Source organism: Cohaesibacter marisflavi (assembly GCF_963665895.2).
Lineage (GTDB): Bacteria > Pseudomonadota > Alphaproteobacteria > Rhizobiales > Cohaesibacteraceae > Cohaesibacter > Cohaesibacter marisflavi.
Genome location: NZ_OY762534.1, coordinates 206,169 through 225,101, shown reverse-complemented (window position 1 = coordinate 225,101; position 18,933 = coordinate 206,169). Strand labels below are relative to the sequence as shown.

Annotated in this window: 17 protein-coding genes; 6 read left to right on the top strand and 11 right to left on the bottom strand. The window is 54.9% G+C overall.

Going from position 1 to position 18,933, the window contains the following annotated elements; translation table 11 throughout:
- Nucleotides 1–27: 27 nt before the first annotated feature.
- The 5 genes from ACKPCT_RS01990 to ACKPCT_RS01970 form a co-directional block, all read right to left on the bottom strand.
- On the bottom strand, nucleotides 28–885 hold the full coding sequence (locus tag ACKPCT_RS01990) for an SMP-30/gluconolactonase/LRE family protein (RefSeq protein WP_090074385.1): 858 nt from the start codon (nucleotides 883–885) through the stop codon (nucleotides 28–30).
- Nucleotides 886–993: 108 nt separating this feature from the next.
- Entirely contained in the window at nucleotides 994–2,421 is a 1,428-nt protein-coding gene (locus tag ACKPCT_RS01985) for a cryptochrome/photolyase family protein (RefSeq protein WP_319568214.1), read from the bottom strand.
- Complete coding sequence (locus ACKPCT_RS01980) at nucleotides 2,418–3,161, bottom strand: SDR family NAD(P)-dependent oxidoreductase (RefSeq protein WP_319568213.1); 744 nt, start codon at nucleotides 3,159–3,161, stop codon at nucleotides 2,418–2,420. The genes ACKPCT_RS01985 and ACKPCT_RS01980 overlap by 4 nt, the downstream gene beginning before the upstream one ends.
- A gap of 29 nt (nucleotides 3,162–3,190) precedes the next feature.
- On the bottom strand, nucleotides 3,191–3,877 hold the full coding sequence (locus tag ACKPCT_RS01975) for a ChrR family anti-sigma-E factor (protein WP_319568212.1): 687 nt from the start codon (nucleotides 3,875–3,877) through the stop codon (nucleotides 3,191–3,193).
- Nucleotides 3,874–4,428, bottom strand: coding sequence for a sigma-70 family RNA polymerase sigma factor (locus ACKPCT_RS01970; RefSeq protein ID WP_319568211.1), 555 nt, complete (start codon nucleotides 4,426–4,428; stop codon nucleotides 3,874–3,876). The genes ACKPCT_RS01975 and ACKPCT_RS01970 overlap by 4 nt, the downstream gene beginning before the upstream one ends.
- 225 nt (nucleotides 4,429–4,653) lie before the next feature.
- Here ACKPCT_RS01970 and ACKPCT_RS01965 point away from each other — a divergent pair, with 225 nt between their 5' ends.
- The 3 genes from ACKPCT_RS01965 to ACKPCT_RS01955 are packed head-to-tail and all read left to right on the top strand — an operon-like array spanning nucleotide 4,654 to nucleotide 8,149.
- Complete coding sequence (locus ACKPCT_RS01965; protein ID WP_090074377.1) at nucleotides 4,654–6,048, top strand: NAD(P)/FAD-dependent oxidoreductase; 1,395 nt, start codon at nucleotides 4,654–4,656, stop codon at nucleotides 6,046–6,048.
- Nucleotides 6,045–6,896, top strand: coding sequence for a DUF1365 domain-containing protein (locus ACKPCT_RS01960; protein WP_319568210.1), 852 nt, complete (start codon nucleotides 6,045–6,047; stop codon nucleotides 6,894–6,896). Before ACKPCT_RS01965 ends, ACKPCT_RS01960 begins: the two co-directional genes overlap by 4 nt.
- Nucleotides 6,893–8,149, top strand: a complete 1,257-nt coding sequence (locus tag ACKPCT_RS01955; protein WP_090074374.1) for an SAM-dependent methyltransferase — start codon at nucleotides 6,893–6,895, stop codon at nucleotides 8,147–8,149. The genes ACKPCT_RS01960 and ACKPCT_RS01955 overlap by 4 nt, the downstream gene beginning before the upstream one ends.
- Before the next feature lie 149 nt (nucleotides 8,150–8,298).
- On the opposite strand, the gene ACKPCT_RS01950 is transcribed toward ACKPCT_RS01955, so the two are convergent.
- From ACKPCT_RS01950 to ACKPCT_RS01930, 5 genes are all read right to left on the bottom strand, one after another.
- Complete coding sequence (locus tag ACKPCT_RS01950) at nucleotides 8,299–8,745, bottom strand: nuclear transport factor 2 family protein (RefSeq protein ID WP_090074372.1); 447 nt, start codon at nucleotides 8,743–8,745, stop codon at nucleotides 8,299–8,301.
- Nucleotides 8,742–9,500: an SDR family NAD(P)-dependent oxidoreductase gene (locus ACKPCT_RS01945; RefSeq protein ID WP_090074371.1), complete on the bottom strand. Its 759-nt coding sequence runs from the start codon at nucleotides 9,498–9,500 to the stop codon at nucleotides 8,742–8,744. Before ACKPCT_RS01945 ends, ACKPCT_RS01950 begins: the two co-directional genes overlap by 4 nt.
- 99 nt (nucleotides 9,501–9,599) lie before the next feature.
- Nucleotides 9,600–10,130, bottom strand: a complete 531-nt coding sequence (locus ACKPCT_RS01940; protein ID WP_090074369.1) for a CBS domain-containing protein — start codon at nucleotides 10,128–10,130, stop codon at nucleotides 9,600–9,602.
- 240 nt (nucleotides 10,131–10,370) lie between these two features.
- Nucleotides 10,371–11,354, bottom strand: coding sequence for an iron exporter MbfA (gene mbfA, locus ACKPCT_RS01935; RefSeq protein WP_090074367.1), 984 nt, complete (start codon nucleotides 11,352–11,354; stop codon nucleotides 10,371–10,373).
- Nucleotides 11,355–11,492: 138 nt separating this feature from the next.
- The gene (locus ACKPCT_RS01930; RefSeq protein WP_319568209.1) at nucleotides 11,493–12,374 is read right to left on the bottom strand and encodes a LysR family transcriptional regulator; all 882 of its coding nucleotides are present in this window, start codon (nucleotides 12,372–12,374) and stop codon (nucleotides 11,493–11,495) included.
- Between the two features lie 138 nt (nucleotides 12,375–12,512).
- On the opposite strand from ACKPCT_RS01930, the gene ACKPCT_RS01925 reads away from it, so the two are divergent.
- The 3 genes from ACKPCT_RS01925 (at nucleotide 12,513) to ACKPCT_RS01915 (ending at nucleotide 16,119) form a co-directional block, all read left to right on the top strand.
- A complete protein-coding gene (locus ACKPCT_RS01925; protein WP_090074364.1) occupies nucleotides 12,513–14,015 on the top strand; it encodes a CoA-acylating methylmalonate-semialdehyde dehydrogenase in 1,503 nt (500 codons plus the stop codon).
- A gap of 185 nt (nucleotides 14,016–14,200) precedes the next feature.
- Nucleotides 14,201–15,133 carry a carbohydrate kinase family protein gene (locus tag ACKPCT_RS01920; RefSeq protein WP_319568208.1) on the top strand — a complete coding sequence of 311 codons (933 nt, stop codon included), beginning with the start codon at nucleotides 14,201–14,203 and terminating at the stop codon, nucleotides 15,131–15,133.
- 68 nt (nucleotides 15,134–15,201) lie between these two features.
- Nucleotides 15,202–16,119 (top strand): pseudouridine-5'-phosphate glycosidase, encoded by a 918-nt coding sequence (locus tag ACKPCT_RS01915; protein WP_090074361.1) that lies wholly within the window; start codon nucleotides 15,202–15,204, stop codon nucleotides 16,117–16,119.
- Between the two features lie 131 nt (nucleotides 16,120–16,250).
- Here ACKPCT_RS01915 and cckA read toward each other — a convergent pair whose 3' ends face one another.
- Entirely contained in the window at nucleotides 16,251–18,911 is a 2,661-nt protein-coding gene (gene cckA, locus ACKPCT_RS01910; protein WP_319568207.1) for a cell cycle histidine kinase CckA, read from the bottom strand.
- Between the last annotated feature and the right edge of the window lie 22 nt (nucleotides 18,912–18,933).

The window sequence follows — 18,933 nt, the reverse complement described above, 5'->3', positions numbered from 1 at the left end:
GGATGTCACCAGATAATGTAAAACGGATCAAGCCAGCAGGATCTGGTTTTCCGCTTGCCCTTCAAATGCGAGGCGACAGGCAAAGGTCGCACCGGCCAACGGCTCACGCGCCAGCTCCTCTTCCTTCGCACCACTTCGGGCCGAGGTTACATAAAGCGTCTTGAAGTCATCCCCACCGAATGCTGGACAGGAAACCCGCGTCACCGGAAACACCTCTTCATGCACTTGCTTTCCATCTGGCCCATAGGCACGCACCGCATGAATTCCCCAATGAGCGATCCAGACATTACCAGCGACATCAAACACCGTTCCGTCAATATTGAGATCATCTGCACGAAAATCGAGATACACCTCAGGCTCCCCTTTGGGCCAGCCCTGTGAATCCAGCGCAACCCGCATCATTTGCCGACTCTTCGTATCGGTAAAGCAGGCCCATTGCCGGTCGGCTGAAAAACAGGCGCCATTGGTGATGGTGATGTTGGCGTAGAGCTTGCGCAGCTCACCGCGATAATAGCGATAAAAGGCACCGGCCCCGGGCTCGGATTTGATCCCCATCGTGCCGATCCAGAAACCGCCATAGGGGTCTGCCCGCCCATCATTGCAGCGATTTTCCGGCTTGTCGGCTTCAAGATCGCAGAGCTTCTCCTGAGCGCCCGTTTCCACGTTGAAGACAAACAGGGAGCTGTAGCTCGCTATGAGAATACGCTCCTTGTCCACCCAGCCTCCGGCGCTGACATATTCATCAAATGTCCATGACTGCACGCTGTCCCCGGTGCGGGTCAACAGGGTCTTGCCCATGATATCAAACCAGAAAAGCTGTTTGCGCAGAGGATGCCAAAGGGGGCCTTCTCCAAGCGTGCAGAGGCGATCATCAAATAGCGGCATGGTATACTCCCGAGGGGAAAACAAAGGACAAAAGCCCGTATAGCGAGGAACCATCGAGCGGACACACATCCCTTTTTTATAGCCCAAAGCCGGTAAGCTGGCCAGCGGCTAGCTCAGCGCCTTGTAAGCATCAAGCGCAGCTTCGCGGCTTGCCTTGAGATCGACAACCGGCATCGGATAGGTTTCCCCAAGTCGAACGCCAGCTTCAGCCATTATGTCCTTGGGGGTCGTCCATGGCTTGAACAGATATTTATTCGGCAGCTTTACGAGCTCGGGGACATACAGGCGAATATAGTCGCCATCAGCATCGAACTTCTCGGCCTGCAAAACGGGGTTGAAAATCCGGAAATAGGGAGCCGCATCTGCGCCGCAGCCCGCCACCCATTGCCAGCTGGCAGCATTGTTGGCCAGATCAGCATCCACCAACGTGTCCCAGAACCATGCTTCGCCCTTGCGCCAATCCGTTCGCATATTCTTGATGAGGAAGGAGGCAACGATCATCCGCACACGATTATGCATGTAGCCGGTCTGCCACAGCTCCCGCATACCAGCATCAACGATGGGAATGCCCGTCATACCCTTTTGCCAAGCGCTCAGCTTAGCGGAATCATTCTGCCATTCAAAACCGGCAAATTTGGGCTGCAAGGGCACAGACGTGAGCTCTTGATTGTAATAGAGCAAGGAGTAGGAAAATTCCCGCCACGCCAGCTCGGAGCGGAAATGATCGACATCCCGATCAGGAACCGCGTCGTCCTCCAGACAATCCAGCGCATGCCAGATCTGGTTGGGTGAAATATGCCCCCAATGCAGATAGGGCGAAAGACGCGACACATGCCGCTGGGAGGGGATGTCCCTGCCCGACTTGTAGCCATTCAGCCCTTCATCCAGAAAGCACCGAAGCGCCGCCTGAGCGCCGGCCTCGCCAATCTCCCAATGCGGTTCCATCTGCTTGTGCCATTCGATAGCTGGCAAAAGGGAAAGCCCATCGAGACGGACCGCACCATCCCCCTCTTTCGGCTTGGCATAATGGATGTCTTCAGGTGCATCGATAGGCGCTGCGGGTGGGGGTGCCTGAAGGCATCCTTTGCGAAAGAAAGGAGTGAAGACCTTATAGGGCGTACCATCCTGCTTCTTGATGGCCCAGGGCTCCCACAACAAAGAACCATTCAGCCGGATCGTTTCGCAGCCTTGCGCATCCAGCTTTTCCTTTATGGCCTTGTCGCGCGTCACCCGCCATGGCTCATAACAGCGGGTCCAACTCACCATGCGCGCATCGTGAAGCGCAGCCAGCTTTGGAAGAATTTCCTTGGCATCACCTTTATAGAGCCGCAAATGACCACCGAGCTGATCATTCAAAATCCGAAGCGCCTCATGCAGCCACCAGCGGCTGGCCCCGCCCATGGCGTCGGCTCCGGCATTCTCGTCATCCAGAATATAAACGGGGATCAGGTCCCCCTTCTCAACCGCTTTGGCAAGTGCGGGATTATCCGACAGGCGCAGATCCTGCCGGAACCAATGAATGGCGATATCGCTCACGGTTCAATCTCCTTGCCCGCCCAGTCAAAGCACAGGCCGGACTGATCAGGGCTTCGCGATAGCAAAACCTTCACCAGACAGCGGGACGCATGCTCTGGCGTGAAAAGCTTTTGTGGGGGAACATTCCATTGAAAGGGTTGGGACAAGGCACTCTCAACCGTGCCCGGATGCAGGCCAACCAGAATGGCATCCCGATTGCGCCGCTTGAGCTCGATTGCCGCTCCCTTGATCATCATGTTAAGGCCAGCCTTGGACGTGCGATAGCTATACCAGCCACCAAGCTGATTATCTGATATCGAGCCGACCCGCGCGCTCAAAAGCCCCATGCGGAACGCTCCCTTGCGCGGCACATGAGGCAGAAGATGCTTCATGATGAGGCTTGGCCCGACCAGATTGACCGCCAGCAAATGCTCCATCGCTTGCCTATCGAGATCCTTGATCGATCGCTCGGGAAAGGCATCGCCGTCATGCAGAATACCCGTTGCGACAAAGACAAGATCAGGCATTCCATCTGCGACAATTAGAGAGCAGGTATCATGGATGCTCTCTTCGTCGAGAAGATCGAAGCCACCGATGCAAACCGGAGCCTTCTGGCCCGCATTCTTCTCTCTTGATGGCACGCTGCGCCCGACAGCAAGCAGCGTCGCCGAAGGAAAAAGTTCCATAAGATTATCCGACAAAGCAGCCCCGATACTACCTGTGGCACCAATCACGGCGATACGCTCAACCTTATCTTTCATGAGAGCCTCAGGCACGGAGTTGACCGCCATCAGATACCGATAATCGGCTGCAACAGCCGCGTGATCACACCCTTGAATTCCAAGGGCGCATCGGTGCAAACCAGACAGATGCAGTCCTCTTCAGTATCGGCCATCGGCTGATGATGCATGTCCTCTTCGGCATCCTGAATATCCCCAACCCGATACCGGCCCGTATCGTCAGAAAAGGAGCCCTTCAGCACAAGGGTCAATTCACTGCCGTGATGACTGTGATCGGGCGTAACAAACCCCGGCGAGAGTTTGAGAAGGCGTACCTTCTCCCCTTCCGATGAAGGCACCGGCAAGACGAATTGTTTGATACCCGGCCCCACAGTGCGCCAACGCACAGCAGCAAAGTCATCACCGATCATATTGGCCAGCAGGCGGGGCACATAGCGCCCGTCAAGATAGGACGATGAAGACAGATCATCTGAAGTTGAAGCACCAGTGCGCTCGGGCTCAGGGAAGCTTTGAGCTTCATCCACATCCACCAAAATCTGGTTAAACAGGTCATCAGATACAGCGGTCTCTTCGACATCAGCGATCAGAGCGCCACCGATCACTTCAGCTTCTGCCACCCTTGCAGCACAGGCGGGGCAAATGTCCAGATGACAAGCCACCACCATTGCCTGCCCGGCAGAAAGGCTGCCTGCAGCATAGGCCAGTATCATTTCGTCGCTCAAATGATGGTGAATCATGCTTCCACCTCCGACAAAATATTTCTCAAGCGCCCAAATGCCAGCCGCATGCGGGATTTGACAGTCCCCAAGGGCAATGACAGTTTCTGGGCAATTTCTGCATGGGTCGCTTCGTCATAAAAGGCCATGCTCACAATCTCGGCCTGATTGCTGGGCAACAGGGCCATGGCCTTGGAAACCCGCTCCACCAGTTCATTGCGATGAACCTCTGTAGTCTGCTCTTCATCAGACACCAGCTTGGAAGCAAAGAAATCCTCATCCTTGTAAACAAAGCTCTTTTCAGAGCGAAGGCGATCAATGCGCTGATTTCGGGCGATGGTGAAGATCCAGGTCGAAGCTGCGGCCTTATCAGGCCTATATAAATGCGCTTTACGCCAGATCTGCGTGAAGGTCTCCTGCACCAGCTCTTCAGCCATCTGCGGATTCGTTCCCGCTTTAAGGTAAAAACTCTTCAAGCGCGGCGCAAAATGATCGAACAGCTGCCGAAAAGCAACGCGATCATGATGTTCACCCAACGCAACAAGCATGGCACTGAGTTGGCCAGCGGTCATACACCCGCCTCCCTTCGATCTTTTCGAGAGAGCTTGCACCATTGTCATCATCAAATCCATCCCAAAATGCGTTCATAACCTTTTACTGGGTAAGTACAAAGGCGGATCACAAAAAGTGCGAGCCCGAAGGCAAAAAAAATTTTGTAAGATAGAAAAACTCTGACTTTAGAAAGTGATCCATTGCCCCGAACGAAACGAATAAGTTGAAAAACCGCGGAGTTTACAATGCAGATAGCAGTTATCGGATCAGGTATTTCAGGACTTTCGGCAGCCTGGCTTCTCTCGAAGAATCATAGGGTCGATATTTTTGAAAAAGACGATCGTCTGGGTGGGCATGCCAATACGCAGACCGTGGAAACATCCACTGGCCCGATTGATGTGGATACCGGTTTTATCGTTTATAACGAGCGCACCTATCCGAACCTGACCCGACTGTTTGACCATCTCGAAGTCGACACTGCGCTATCTGACATGTCCTTCTCCGCGTCCTTGCGCGATAGCGATCAGGAATATAGCGGACAGGGCTTAAAGGGCCTCTTCGCCAAACCTTCCAACGCTCTCAATCCGCGCTTCTTGAAAATGCTGACAGATATCAGGCGCTTTTATATGGAGGCCCCTCGTGATATCGAAACCGCTCTGGCCCAATCCATGACGTTGGAAGACTATCTAAAGGCCAACAATTACTCTGATGCCTTCATCCATGATCATCTGGTGCCAATGGGCGCCGCCATCTGGTGCATTCCGTCAGAAGAAATGATGAAGTTTCCCTTCGAAGCCTTCATGCGCTTTTCGATCAACCACGGGCTGGTGCAATTCCGCAATCGTCCGCAATGGCGCACCATTCCCGGCGGCTCGAAACGCTATGTCGAGAAGATCGCCAGCCTTGTATCAGGCGATATCCATCTCAATCAATCCATCACCGCGCTGGAGCGACGCCCCGGCTCCGTGACGATCCGCACCCGTCAGGGCCTTGAAAAGCGCTATGACCATGTGGTGCTTGCCTGCCATGCCGATCAGGCCTTGCAGATCCTTGGTGCCAGTGGCGGCGATATGGATGAAGCCGAACGCACCACGCTGGAGGCCATTCCCTATCACAAAAATCTGGCGATCCTGCACAAGGATCCAGCCTTGATGCCACGTCGCCGAGCGGCCTGGGCAAGCTGGAACTATATTCAGGATAGCGGCGCTGGCGAGCAAGGCGAAGCAAGCGATCCGCGGCTCTGTGTGACCTATTGGATGAACAAGCTTCAGCCGTTGGCCTGCAAGGACGATCTGTTTGTTACGCTCAACCCGATTGAGCAACCGGCAGAAGGCACCGTTCTGCGTTCGCAGCTTTATCATCATCCTGTCTTCTCAATGCAGGCAATTAAAGCCCAGAATAAACTCTGGGCACTTCAGGGCATTCGACGGACATGGTTCTGCGGGGCCTATTTCGGTTATGGTTTCCACGAGGATGGCATTCAGGCTGGCCTTGCGGTTGCGGAGCAGCTCGGCGGCGTACCGCGACCATGGACGCTAGAAGATCCTTCAAACCGGATCTTTGTTGCTCCACCAAAAGCAAGAACAGCACGGACACTTGGCAAAGGCGACAAGGCAGAGCTTTTGGCTTTAGCAAAATGATGAACAACGAAGCCCTCACCTTTGCCCCTGATGCCTGTCTTTATGAAGGCATCGTCAGCCATGTGCGCAGCGGCGCAGTGGAACATCGCCTTGCCTACAGGGTGACCTCGATGCTCCTGCCGCTCGACAAGCTTGACGAGATAAACCAGCGTTCGCGCCTCTTTTCCGTCAACCACTTTAACCTCATCAGCTTTCATGAGGCGGACTATATCGCACCCGGATTCGACAGTCTGCAAGACTATCTTGAGCATCTGGTGGAAGCTTCTGGCGAATTCTCAGAGGAAGCTAACCGCCCCACCCGCTTTACTGCGCTGACCTTTCCAAGAGTTCTGGGACGCAGCTTCAATCCACTAACACTCTTTTTCTGTTGCGATCAGGAAAACAACCTCAAGGCGATCCTCTATCAGGTCAGCAATACATTCGGAGAACGCTTTCACTATATCTATGCTCTCACCAATGAGGAGCGCAATTTGTCACAAGGCCAAAGGCTGCGCCATGAGGGGAAAAAGATATTCTACGTATCACCTTTTCTGGATATTGAAGGAAAGTACAATTTCTCAATTCGCTTACCGCACGAAAAACTGTCCTACCAAATCACATTGAGCGGCCAGCAACCCTCTTCTCTGATGGCCTCCTTTACCGCACAAAAAAAGGCCTTCACCACTAGAAATCTAACATTAACTTTTGTTAGGCTGATCCAGAGCGGATGGAAAATCCTCGCAGCCATACATCTTGAAGCCTTGAAATTATGGCGCAAGGGCGCGCCTTTTCACAAACGACCGCCCGTGCCGTCCGAGCAAGTTTCAAGCCTTCACCGCTCCAGACTTGGTAAAGGATTGCATCAATGAGTTTGCAGAAGAATCTAACGCATGCGGAATTTGATCGGTCTGGCTCCATGGCAGGGTCCGTGGTGCCTACGATGCAAGGGCGCCTCTGGCACCGCTTCCTCAGTCCCATTTTTTCAGGCCTGCACTATGGCCATGTCGAGTTTATCCTGCCTTCAGGCGGCAAGCTCCTATTCGGGTCAGGCAATGAGAAAGAGCCAATCGTACAGGTCCAGATTCACAACAATCGAACGCTCTGGAGCATTGTCACTCGCGGCATGCTTGGGGTCGCGGAAAGCTTCATTTCGGCTCACTGGAGCTGCGACAATCTGGCAAGATTGTTTGATCTGTGCCTGAGGAACCGCGCCACATATGAGAAACTCTATTCCCATGGCAAGGTCGCCCGCTGGATCGCCCATCTCAAACACCTGGCCCGAGCCAACAGCATCAAGGGCAGCCGCAAGAATATCTCGTTCCACTATGATCTGGGCAACGATTTCTACCGATTGTGGCTTGATCCCACGATGACCTATTCCTCTGCCTACAAGACCGAAGAGCATGAGGCGCTGGAACAGGCCCAGCTGCGCAAACTGGATCGGGTGCTACAATTGAGCAATGCTCGCCCCGGAGACACCATTCTCGAGATCGGCTGTGGCTGGGGGGCATTTGCAGAACGCGCAGCCACTATCGGCTGCAAGGTGGAAGGCTTGACCCTCTCAACCGAGCAACTCGACTATTCGATTAACAGGGCCAAATCCAAAGGCTTTGACAACCTTGCCCGCTTCCACTTGCGCGACTATCGCCACGAGACCGGACAATATGACGCCATCGCCTCCATCGAAATGATCGAGGCCGTCGGCGAAGAGCACTGGCCGGTCTATTTCAAGCATCTGCACGACAATCTGCGTCCGGGCGGAAGAGCCGCGCTGCAAGCCATCACCATCGACGAAAATGGTTTTGAAAAATATCGCAGCGGCGCAGACTTTATCCAGACCTTCATCTTCCCCGGGGGCATGTTGCCCACGGAAGTTCATCTGGATGACCACGCCAAAAAGGCAGGCCTCATTCCGGTCTTCAGGGAAACATTCACGCAGGATTATGCCAAGACTCTGGCGCGCTGGAGCAAGGCATTTCTGGCGCAGTGGCCGCAGATCTCCAAACTCGGCTATGACGAACGTTTCAAACGTATGTGGCTGTTCTATCTCGCCTATTGTGAGGCAGGGTTCGCCAATAACACCATCAATGTGGGCCATTATTGCTACGAACGACCCGCATAATATTAAGCCCTCTTCGGAAGAAGCTGCACTGTCGCAAACCGACGGGAAAACAAAAGGCCCGAAAAACAAAAGGCATGCCCCTCAATTGGACATGCCTTTTTCCATATGCAGCAACAGTCATCGGATCAGGCGGCGGCCCTGCCTGCCCCCTAGATACTGGCCTTCTTCTGGATTTTGCGGATCATCCAGCCAATCACCGGCAAGCGCGCATAAAAGTGTCTGCTCGCATCCCAATAGTCATAATGAGCACAAATCTGGTTTTGATCATTGAACCGAATTTCACTCACTCCGCGCACTGTCCAGAACCCGATCACCGGCGCCGTGCATGAGAAATCCCAGCGCATGAGGCAAAGATCCGCAGCATCCGACCATGCCAGATCCAGAATCTGAAAACAGGGATCTTTCACATCCTCGAACATCTTGTCGACAACCCGCTGGAAATTCTCTCTGCCTTTGACATCGTTGAACGGATCGATGAAATGCACATCATCACTGATCAGAGCCTGCGCATCCTTTGCGGATTCTGGGCTAAGGGTCTCGAAATATTGCGCATAAAGGCGCGCCACCTCTGCTCTTTGTTCTGTGGGAACACTCATCGAAGCATCCTCCTCATCAAGCGGAAATACAAACCATAGGGAAGCCTGCGCAACAGACCGAGCGCAACCGCCATGCGTGTTGGAAAGGCAATTTCAAAGGCTGAGCGCTCAAGCCCCTTGAGAATACGCTGAGCAGCCTCTTCTCGCGAGAGGATAAACGGCATGGGAAAGCTGTTTTTCTCCGTAAGAGGCGTATCGACAAAGCCGGGATTGATAAGCTGAAGCTGCAGTCCGGCCTGATCGAACTCCGGCTTGATCGTCTCGCACAGGCTGGCAAGCGCCGCCTTCGTCGGACCATAAAGCGCAGCCATCGGCAAACCACAATAAGAGGTGAGAGACGACACAATGGCGATCGATCCTGAGCCTTTTTCCTTCAATTTCGGGAAAAGAGCCGACAGAACAGACACAGCGCCCAGATAATTGACGCCAATATGCTGCCTTGCTTTTTCAGGATCAAGCTGGGCCATCCCGCCCGGCTCGTAAATCGCAGCACAATAGATGGTAAGATCGGGAAGAGAGCCCGCAGTCTGAAGGCTGGATACCGCTTCAGCTACCGCATCCGGGGCCTCCACATCAAGAGGCAGAGGCGTAATCAGGCTGGAGCGCTGGGCAAGCGCTTCGAGCTTCTCAGCGCGCCGCGCGCTGACAATCACCTCTTTGCCGCGCTGAGCCAGCATCTCTGCCAAAGCAGCGCCCATGCCAGAGCTAGCCCCGATGATCCAGACCCGCTGGTAGTTTTCAAGCTGATTGCTCATGCCGTATCATTCTCCTTTGCTCAGAGATACGGAATGGCGCAAGGATCAGATCACATCTCCGGCGCAATCGGCGCCAGAGATGCTTGGCGTTATGATAGATCAGCCAACCATGAGCTGTTTAAGACGCAGGGTCTCGAACTCCACTTCCTTGACGCGATGAATGACGATATCACGAATGGAGATGACGCCTTCAAGCACATCATTGTCGACAACAGGCATATGCCGGAAGCGCCCTTCGGTCATGCGGATCATGACATCGCCGACCTTGTCTTCCTGAGAGCAGGTTTGCGGATTGGCAGTCATGAAATCGCGAACCGGACGAGACAACGCCTCTTCTCCGAATTCGCCGGTTGCGCGGATGATATCGCGCTCGGAAATCACACCGACCAATCCCGCATTAGGGTCAATCACCGGCAGGTTACCGATCTTGTGGGTGTGGAGTTCAGCGATTACAGAAGCAAGACTGGAGCTGACAGTCACAGAAAATAAAGCACCATCCTTTTCCTCGAGGATATCGCCTACCGTTGTCTGAGAATAGGCCTTCTCGAAAGCAATATGAGCATCCTGCGACACGCTCTGCTGACCTTTATGTTCAGCGCGAGGGCCTTGGTATGAACTTGGGGCTGCCATAATATCTCTCCTGCAACATCCTTCCCACGTCCCTTTTTTAGCAAAGAACGAGGCGAGGATTTTGGTTCTATTGCAGTAGCCTATCAAAGGCTGCGACAATCTGGCAATTAACCCTTCGCTTTATGTCGATCAACTGAAAGTGAACGCCGCGTGAGGCCGGCAAAGAAAAAGGCCCGCACACCGCGCTTCACATCCCAAGCGCATGCGCGAGCCCTAATATCGGGACATAGAGATGACGCTTTAGCCACTGCCGATCAGGATACCGGCAGCCAGCACCAGTGCTCCGCCAAGCACGACCTGGAAAGCAGCCCGCAGGAATGGCGTTTCCATATATTTATTCTGAATCCAGGCAATGGCCCAAAGTTCAAAGAAGACGATCACCACGGCAATCACGGTCGCCGTCCAGAAGAAGGGGATAAGATAAGGCAGCGCATGCCCCAGGCCACCGACCATGGTCATGACACCAGAGGCGATTCCGCGCTTGATGGGCGAGCCACGCCCCGAGATTTTGCCATCATCATGGGCCGCTTCCGTAAAGCCCATGGAAATACCGGCACCAACCGCAGCCGAAAGACCAATCAGGAAGGTCTGCCAGGTGTCCTGCGTTGCAAAAGCGGCGGCAAAAATCGGCGCGAGCGTGGAAACGGACCCATCCATGAGCCCCGCCAGACCGGGTTGCACCCATGTCAGCACAAACTGCTTATGCTCATGGCTCTGCTCATCATCCTTGACGGCATCGGGCGTGTGCTCATCTTGCAATTCGCGAGCAATATCCTCGTGCCCCTCTTCAGCCAGAGCCAGATCACCCAATAGCCTGCGCGTATCGGCATCGGTTACCTGATCAATCGCAACGCGATAGAAGCGTGCAGATTGATCTTCCATGGCGATGGTCTCATTGCGGATTTTCTCCAGCGTCAGAGTCTTCATCAACCAATCGGGCTTGCGATCATAGAAGCCACGAACATGGTCGCGCCGGATAAGCGGAATCACATCGCCAAACCGGCTTTTATACATCTCAATCAGATTGCAGCGATGCTGATCTTCGACAGCGGCCATATCTTCATAGATTTTCGCAGTTTGCGGGTAGTCGGCGCGCAGATGCTCGGCATAGGCCCTGTAGATGCGCGCATCATCCTCCTCTGAGGATATAGCCAAAGCAAGCACTTCCTTTTCGGAAAGCGACGTGAAAGCGCGCTTGCTGTTGGAAAAAAGACTCAAAACCATTGGCGGATACCTTAATTTAGAATTATTCTAAATATGTCTTCCAGACTATTCGTTTGTCAACCATTTTAAAGAGTGTTTCTCATTTCCGGGGAGTCAAATTGCCGCATGGAGAAAGATTGGGAGATACGGCTCAAAAGTCTATCGGAAGATCGCGCGCTCTTGCTCGACCAACCTATAAACAAAATCCGAAACCGCCTTGATCCGTCTCAACTGCCGGGTACTTTCGTGATAGACCGCCCAATAAGCCCTCTGAATGCGGCGCTCGGGCAGGATCTCAACCAAATTGGGGTCTTCCCGCGCCATGAAGCCATGCAGAATGCCTATGCCCAGTCCGGCCCGAACGGCCTCTGTCTGCCCCAGCGCGCTGGCGCACTCAAACTGTGGCTGATAGCCGCGCATCATCTCGGCCTTGTAATTCAGCGAGGGCGAATAGATGAGATCTTCCACGAACCCGATCAGACGATGGCACTTGAAATCGTCCAGACTCGCCGGGTGGCCGAACCGCTCCACATAGTCCTCTGAGGCGTAAAATCCCAAACTATAGTCCACCAGTTTCCGCGCCACCAATCGACCCTGCGACGGCCGTTCGACTGTGATCACGATATCCGCTTCCCTCCGGTCCAGCGAAAAGGATCGCGGCACCGGCACCAACTGGACCGTGAGATCAGGATATTGCTCAAGCAGCGGCGCAAGACGAGGCGCCAGAAAGGCAACCCCGAAGCCATCCGGCGCCCCGATGCGCACAACGCCAGAAACGGAGGTATCCGCCGCCCCGATGTCGGCCCGCGCAGAGAGCATCTCCGTTTCCATACGCTCGGCGGCCAGCAGAAAGCTCTCCCCTTCAGGTGTCAGACTACAGCCCGTCGTATGCCGTTTAAGCAATTTGGCCTGCAAAGCTTCCTCCAGCGAGGAAATACGTCGGGCAACCGTAGCATGATTAAGCCCCAGACGCCGCGCGGCCTGCAAAATTTGCCCCGCCCGCGCCACCGCCAGAAAAATGCGCACATCATCCCAATTCATCCTGTCTCTCCGGCTCTCCTGGCTGCTTCCCAAACTTTAATATTTGCACAACGGATGAGTTTTGACGAGCGTTGCTATTCGATTTTTGTTGATACACTATGCACCCAACCACAATAAACATGCATTTGGGAGGTCCACATGACCCGCGAATATGGCCACTATATCAACGGCGCTCTCGTCGCCGGCACATCGGGGCGTTTTTCCGACATTTACAATCCTGCGACAGGAGCAATCCAGGCCAAGGTCGCACTGGCAACAATCGACGAGCTGAATGCCGCTGTGGATGCCGCCGCCAAGGCACAGCCAGCATGGGCCGCGACCAACCCACAGCGCCGCGCCCGCGTCATGATGAAATTCGGAGCCCTGATCAATGAGCATATGGACGAGCTGGCCGAGTTGGTAAGTATGGAACATGGCAAAACCCTGCCAGATGCTCGCGGTGATGTGCAGCGCGGTCTGGAAGTGGTTGAAGTTTGCATGGGCGCGCCGCATCTGCTCAAGGGCGAATTTACCGACAATGGCGGACCGGGCATCGACCTTTACTCCATGCGTCAGCCTCTGGGGGTGGTCGCAGGCATTGCGCCCTTCAACTTCCCTGCCATGATCCCGCTTTGGGAAATGGCACCAGCGCTGGTCTGCGGCAACGCCATGATCCTGAAACCATCCGAACGAGTGCCCTCCACATCCTTCCGTCTTGCCGAACTGCTCAAGGAAGCCGGTTTGCCGGACGGTGTGCTACAGGTCGTAAACGGCGACAAGGAAACCGTAGACGCCATTCTGGACAATGACACAATTCAGGCCATCGGCTTTGTCGGCTCCACCCCAATCGCACAATATATCTATGGCCGTGCGGCCTCCAATGGCAAACGCGCCCAATGCTTCGGCGGGGCCAAGAACCACATGATCATCATGCCAGATGCGGATCTTGACAAGGCAGCAGATGCCCTGATCGGCGCAGGCTTTGGCGCCGCAGGCGAACGCTGTATGGCCGTATCTGTGGCGGTTCCAGTCGGCCAGAAAACCGCCGATACCCTCACAGAAAAACTCGTCGCCCGCATCGAAAAACTCAAGGTCGGCGCTTACACTGAGGGCGAGGATATCGACTATGGCCCGGTCATAACCGCAGCCGCCAAGAGCCGCATTCTCGGTCTCATCGACAGTGGCGTAGAACAAGGCGCCAAACTGGTCGTAGATGGGCGTGGTTTCTCGCTTGAAGGCTTTGAGAATGGTTTCTTCGTTGGCCCATGTCTGTTTGACAATGTCACAGCAGACATGACCATCTACAAAGAGGAAATCTTCGGCCCGGTTCTTTGTCAGGTGCGCGCAGAGAGCTATGAAGAGGCTCTGAAGCTGGTCATGGACAATGCCTATGGCAATGGCACGGCTATCTACACCGCCGATGGTGACACCGCGCGCGATTTTGCCCACCGCGTCAATGTCGGCATGGTTGGCATTAACTTCCCGATCCCGGTTCCCCTTAGCTATTTCACCTTCGGCGGCTGGAAGAAATCCTCCTTCGGCGACCTCAATCAATATGGTCCCGATGCCTTCCGCTTCTACACCAAGACCAAAACAGTCACTGCCCGCTGGTTTTCCGGCATCAAGGAAGGCGGCGAATTCAATTTCAAGGCCATGGACTGACATCAGGCACCAATGGGGCTCTTTACAAGCAGCCCCCATTGGCTCTATATGCCTCACAGAAGATCGACCGCCGCCCTTGCAAGCGGCGGTTTTTCTATGAGGCGCGAAAAGAAACCATTCTTTCCTCGTCGCATCCCGACAAGTCTGATAGTGTTGTCACCACTTGAAATGAGCTTGAGCAGAGCATGACCCCTGTTTCCTTCACTCCGGATATCCTCGTGATTGGCGGTGCCCATATCGACAGGATCGCCCGTTCCACCGCTCGCCTTGAGCCGGAACAATCCAACCCCGGCACTCTCACCCGAAATGTCGGCGGCGTGGCAGGCAACATTGCCCGCTGTCTGGCCAAGCTCAGTTGGAATGTCGCCCTTTCGACCATTTCCGGTCAGGATGACGATGCCGAATTGCTCAAGCAGCAGCTGCTCGCAGCTAATATCGACATCTCTCTCATTCTGACCAGCGTGAAGCAAAGAAGCGCGACCTACACCGCGATTGAAGATAGCAATGGGGCTCTCGTAGCAGCCATTGCCGACATGGGAATCTATGACACCTATCCGGTCGAGGAAGTCATTGGCTGCCTAAACATCTTCCCCACGCCCTCAAAAATCGTTGCCGACACCAATCTTTCCCCGTCTGTACTTCAGGCCCTTGCCGAGAACAAGGGCAGTCACAAACTGGCCGTAAGCGCGGTGTCCGGTCCCAAGGCCAATCGCGCCAAGGATATTCTGCCCGATATTGACCTGCTCTTCTGCAACGAGGCAGAAGCAGCTATTCTGGCGGATGAATTTGCCGAGCTTGATGCATTACCAGAGATCCTCTCGGAAGCTGGCGTCAAGTCCGGCATCATCACCAAGGGCAATTCCGGGCTGAGCGCATGGCGCGGAGACGAGAGCTGGACCTTGCCCGCTCCTCCGGTCAAGATCAAATCCTCCAACGGAGCAGGCGACACCCTGACGGCCTGCGTATTGCATGCCCTGTTGCTCAAGGTTCCGTTTGAAAAGGCACTCACCTATGGCATGGCAGGCGCAAGCCTCAGCCTGATGAGTGAACAAGCCGTACCGGACATGCTAAACCGCCCCGTTCTGGATTCCTGCATTGCAGACATCCCCCAAAGCTAGCCTTAAAGCGCTCCCTGCCCTAGTGGTAGAAGCCCTCTAGATAAGAGCGAACAAGAAAGCCGACCATCATGAGCATTGAAACCTCCTCCTTGCCCATCATCTATAGCGACGAAGTGGCAACTGCCCGCGCCGCAGGCAAGCCCATCGTGGCCCTTGAATCAACCATCATCACCCATGGCATGCCCTATCCCGAGAATGTGTCCACCGCACTGGAAGTGGAAGACATCATCCGCAAAGAAGGCGCTTGTCCGGCAACCATCGCCATTCTGGATGGTGTGATCAATGTGGGTCTTACAACCGAACAGGTTGAAGAGTTGGCACAGCGCAACGACATCATGAAGCTTTCCCGCGCCGATCTCGCCTATGCCCTTGTAGCAGGCAAGAGCGGCTCGACCACCGTCGCGGCCACCATGATCTGCGCATCGTTGGCAGGCATCTCCACCTTTGCCACAGGCGGCATCGGCGGTGTCCATCGGGGCGCAGAAGAGAGCTTTGATATCTCTGCCGACCTTCAGGAACTGGCAAAAACCCCTGTCATGGTGGTCTCAGCTGGCGTCAAGGCGCTTCTCGACATTCCCAAGACGCTTGAAGTGCTTGAAACTCTTGGGGTGCCGGTTGTTGGCGTTGGAACTGACGAATTTCCAGCCTTCTGGTCCCGAGAAAGCGGTTTTTCCTGTCCGCTGCGCCTGGATGACCCAAAGGATATCGCGTCTCTCTATGCCATGCGCAAGGCCCTTGGCCTCGAAGGCGGCATGATTGTTGCCAATCCTGTGCCCGAAGCCGACGAGATCCCGCGCAACGAAATGGAAACCTTCATCCTTGAAGCCATCAGCGAAGCAAACCGTCGCAGCGTTTCAGGCAAGGAAGTCACACCCTTCGTGCTCTCGCGCATCAAGGATCTGACCGAAGGCGACAGCCTTGTTACCAACATCGCTCTGGTCAAGAACAATGCTCGTCTGGCAGCCCGGATTGCCAAGGCCCTCTAGGCCACGCAATCAGACCGCAATAAACAAAAGCCCGCAGATCATGAGATCGGCGGGTTTTTCTTTTTGTCTTTTATCGCGTTTATCACCGAAGCGCAGCATTCCGCCCGCCCTTAGAGAAGCGAAGCGCACGCTTACGCGTCGTCGAGCATTTCCTTGATCTTGGTAGCCAGCTGCTTCAAGGAGAAAGGCTTGGGCAGGAAACCGAATTCTTCGTTATCCGGCAAATTCTTGCGGAAGGCTTCCTCAGCGTAACCGGACATGAAGATGACCTTCAGCTCAGGTCTGATCTTACGCAACTCGCCCAGCATAGTCGGACCGTCCATCTCGGGCATGACGACATCGGATACAACCAGATCAATCGGCTCGTCGATTTCATGGATCAATTCGAGCGCCTCGGCACCGGACCCAGCTTCATAAACCTGATAGCCACGCGAGGCCAGAGCACGAGCGGCAAAGGCACGCACAGCCTCTTCGTCTTCCACCAGCAGGATCGTGGCGTTACCAGTCAAATCGGTGACAGCAGGAGGAGCCTCGCTGACGACTTCCTTGCCCGCTTCGTCGGCAGCCACTTCAAGTGCCTGCTGCTCGGGATCATCTGTTGCCGCCGCATCAATGGTTGTCGCCTTGGCCTCTTCCACATAACGCGGCAGGAAGATGCGGAAGGTCGTGCCCTGCCCCATCTCGCTCTCAAGGAAGATGAAGCCACCCGTCTGCTTGATAATGCCGTAAACGGTCGACAGGCCAAGGCCGGTGCCCTTGCCCACATCCTTGGTCGAGAAGAAAGGCTCAAAAATCTTGTCGCGAATATCGGCGGGAATACCAGTACCACTATCGACCACTTCCAAAAGCACATAGTCAGCCGTTTCCAGCTGCTTGTAGGGCATTTCCTCGGCTTCATCCTTGCCCATATTGCGCGTCTGAATGGTCAGATGGCCCCCATCCGGCATGGCATCGCGCGCATTCACCGCAAGGTTGACAATCACCTGCTCAAGCTGGTTGAGGTCTGCCTTGACCGGCCAGAGATCGCGTCCATGCACCAGATCAAGATCGACCTTTTCGCCGAGCAGACGATCCAACAGAATCGAGAGGTCAGCCAGAACATCCCCCAACGCAAGTACCTGCGGGCGCAGCGTCTGGCGGCGAGAGAAGGCCAGAAGCTGCCGCACAAGCGATGCGGCGCGGTTGGCATTCTGCTTGATATTCATGATATCCTGAAAGGCAGGATCACTCGGACGATGGCTGGTCAGCAACAGATCGGAAAAGCCGATAATCGCGGTCAGCACATTGTTGAAGTCATGGGCAACACCACCGGCCAGCTGGCCAACGGCCTGCATTTTCTGGCTCTGGGAAAATTGCTCCTCAAGCGCCCGCTGTTCTGTCGTTTCAAGCGCATAGACAATGATCTGCTCATCATCCCCTTCGCTATCTTCCACTCCGGAGAGGAAGAAGCGCACGGTGCGGTTCTTGTCTTCGGCAAGCAGGCATTCCACCGGCAGAATATTGCTCTGGCCCTGAAGAGCCATTTCAATTGCTGCGGTGAGATTCTCCTGATCCTTCTCGGCGACCAGATTGAGGATAGACGGCGTCTTTTCTTCGCTCTCTCCCTCTTGCACCCCTTTTTCAGTGGGCACTTCAGCCTTGAACATGCGCGCAAAAGGCGCATTGGTGCGCAATACGCGACCGTCGCCCGTCAGCGCGGCAATGGCAATCGGGGTGTTGTTGAAGAAGCGCGCAAAGCGCACCTCGGCAACCCGCAACTCTTCGGAAATATCCTCGCCCGGACTTCTGTTCAGCACCAGCGTACGAGACGCACCCGGCGTACCGTCAGACGCCATCGGCACCCGATGCATCAGGCGCACCGGCAAGCTCTGGCCGTTGCTCTTGACCAGATCCAGGTCGATCATCTCGGTTTTCGGCATTCCCGGCGCGCTGTTGGCCGCTTCCAGAAGGGCTGTTCCATCCCCGGGAACCAACTCATTGAGGTTCAATTGCCGCGGCTCGAACTGCGCCAGATCATAGCCCAGCCAATCCGCCAGCGTTGCGTTCATATAGATGACACGCCCATCCGGCTCAGCCGAGAAGAAGCCTGCCGGAGCATGGTCGAGATAATTGATGGCAAGCTGCAGTTCCTGAAAGATATTTTCCTGCCGCTCTCGGTCGCGCGTGATATCGCTGACCTGCCAGACAAACAAATCCTCAACCTTGCCGCTGACCCCGATATCCTGCATTTTGCGCACGCGGATACGGAACCAGCGCGCCTGCGTTTCATGCTCATCATCGCCTCCACCGCTGGGTGCCTTGAACAGGCGAAATTCCTCAAGCGCCGGACGGCCGGAGCGCACGGCCTCAGACAGGCGATAGATCGCCTCAGCTGCGTCGGGTTCGCCAGCAAAGCTGCGCTCTATGGATCGAATGGCCGAAGCATCCTCGGCCCCCGTTAAGCGGGCATATTCAGTATTGGCATAAACGAGCCTGTCCTTGCCATCGCAGACAAGGATCCCCTCATTCATACTATCCACAAATTGTCGCGTCAGATGCGGTGCAGGCGCCGGATTACCCAGCTGTATCAGCCCCACAGCGAAGCCCAGCAGGGAGAGAATCCCCAAGCCAGCCAGAACGCTCAAAAACACCAGTTGGATCTGGCCACCGATCTCGCCTTTGAAAACGACCAGGGCAACAGCCACGCCAACAAGAAGAAAAGCAAGCAACAACAGCCACTTGATACTTCCAGATCCTTCACTGTGATCGATCATGGCCGGCTCCATGTTTTCCTGACCTGTCAGCTTGCCCATCTGGTGTGTCCCTGCCTTGCTT

Excerpts from the sequence above, each read along its gene's own strand:
- ACKPCT_RS01990 (WP_090074385.1), bottom strand. The coding sequence starts at position 885 with ATGCCGCTATTTGATGATCGCCTCTGCACGCTTGGAGAAGGCCCCCTT.
- ACKPCT_RS01980 (WP_319568213.1), bottom strand. The coding sequence starts at position 3,161 with ATGAAAGATAAGGTTGAGCGTATCGCCGTGATTGGTGCCACAGGTAGT.
- ACKPCT_RS01975 (WP_319568212.1), bottom strand. The coding sequence starts at position 3,877 with ATGATTCACCATCATTTGAGCGACGAAATGATACTGGCCTATGCTGCA.
- ACKPCT_RS01970 (WP_319568211.1), bottom strand. The coding sequence starts at position 4,428 with ATGACCGCTGGCCAACTCAGTGCCATGCTTGTTGCGTTGGGTGAACAT.
- ACKPCT_RS01965 (WP_090074377.1), top strand. The coding sequence starts at position 4,654 with ATGCAGATAGCAGTTATCGGATCAGGTATTTCAGGACTTTCGGCAGCC.
- ACKPCT_RS01960 (WP_319568210.1), top strand. The coding sequence starts at position 6,045 with ATGATGAACAACGAAGCCCTCACCTTTGCCCCTGATGCCTGTCTTTAT.
- ACKPCT_RS01955 (WP_090074374.1), top strand. The coding sequence starts at position 6,893 with ATGAGTTTGCAGAAGAATCTAACGCATGCGGAATTTGATCGGTCTGGC.
- ACKPCT_RS01950 (WP_090074372.1), bottom strand. The coding sequence starts at position 8,745 with ATGAGTGTTCCCACAGAACAAAGAGCAGAGGTGGCGCGCCTTTATGCG.
- ACKPCT_RS01945 (WP_090074371.1), bottom strand. The coding sequence starts at position 9,500 with ATGAGCAATCAGCTTGAAAACTACCAGCGGGTCTGGATCATCGGGGCT.
- ACKPCT_RS01940 (WP_090074369.1), bottom strand. The coding sequence starts at position 10,130 with ATGGCAGCCCCAAGTTCATACCAAGGCCCTCGCGCTGAACATAAAGGT.
- mbfA (WP_090074367.1), bottom strand. The coding sequence starts at position 11,354 with ATGGTTTTGAGTCTTTTTTCCAACAGCAAGCGCGCTTTCACGTCGCTT.
- ACKPCT_RS01930 (WP_319568209.1), bottom strand. The coding sequence starts at position 12,374 with ATGAATTGGGATGATGTGCGCATTTTTCTGGCGGTGGCGCGGGCGGGG.
- ACKPCT_RS01925 (WP_090074364.1), top strand. The coding sequence starts at position 12,513 with ATGACCCGCGAATATGGCCACTATATCAACGGCGCTCTCGTCGCCGGC.
- ACKPCT_RS01920 (WP_319568208.1), top strand. The coding sequence starts at position 14,201 with ATGACCCCTGTTTCCTTCACTCCGGATATCCTCGTGATTGGCGGTGCC.
- ACKPCT_RS01915 (WP_090074361.1), top strand. The coding sequence starts at position 15,202 with ATGAGCATTGAAACCTCCTCCTTGCCCATCATCTATAGCGACGAAGTG.
- cckA (WP_319568207.1), bottom strand. The coding sequence starts at position 18,911 with ATGGGCAAGCTGACAGGTCAGGAAAACATGGAGCCGGCCATGATCGAT.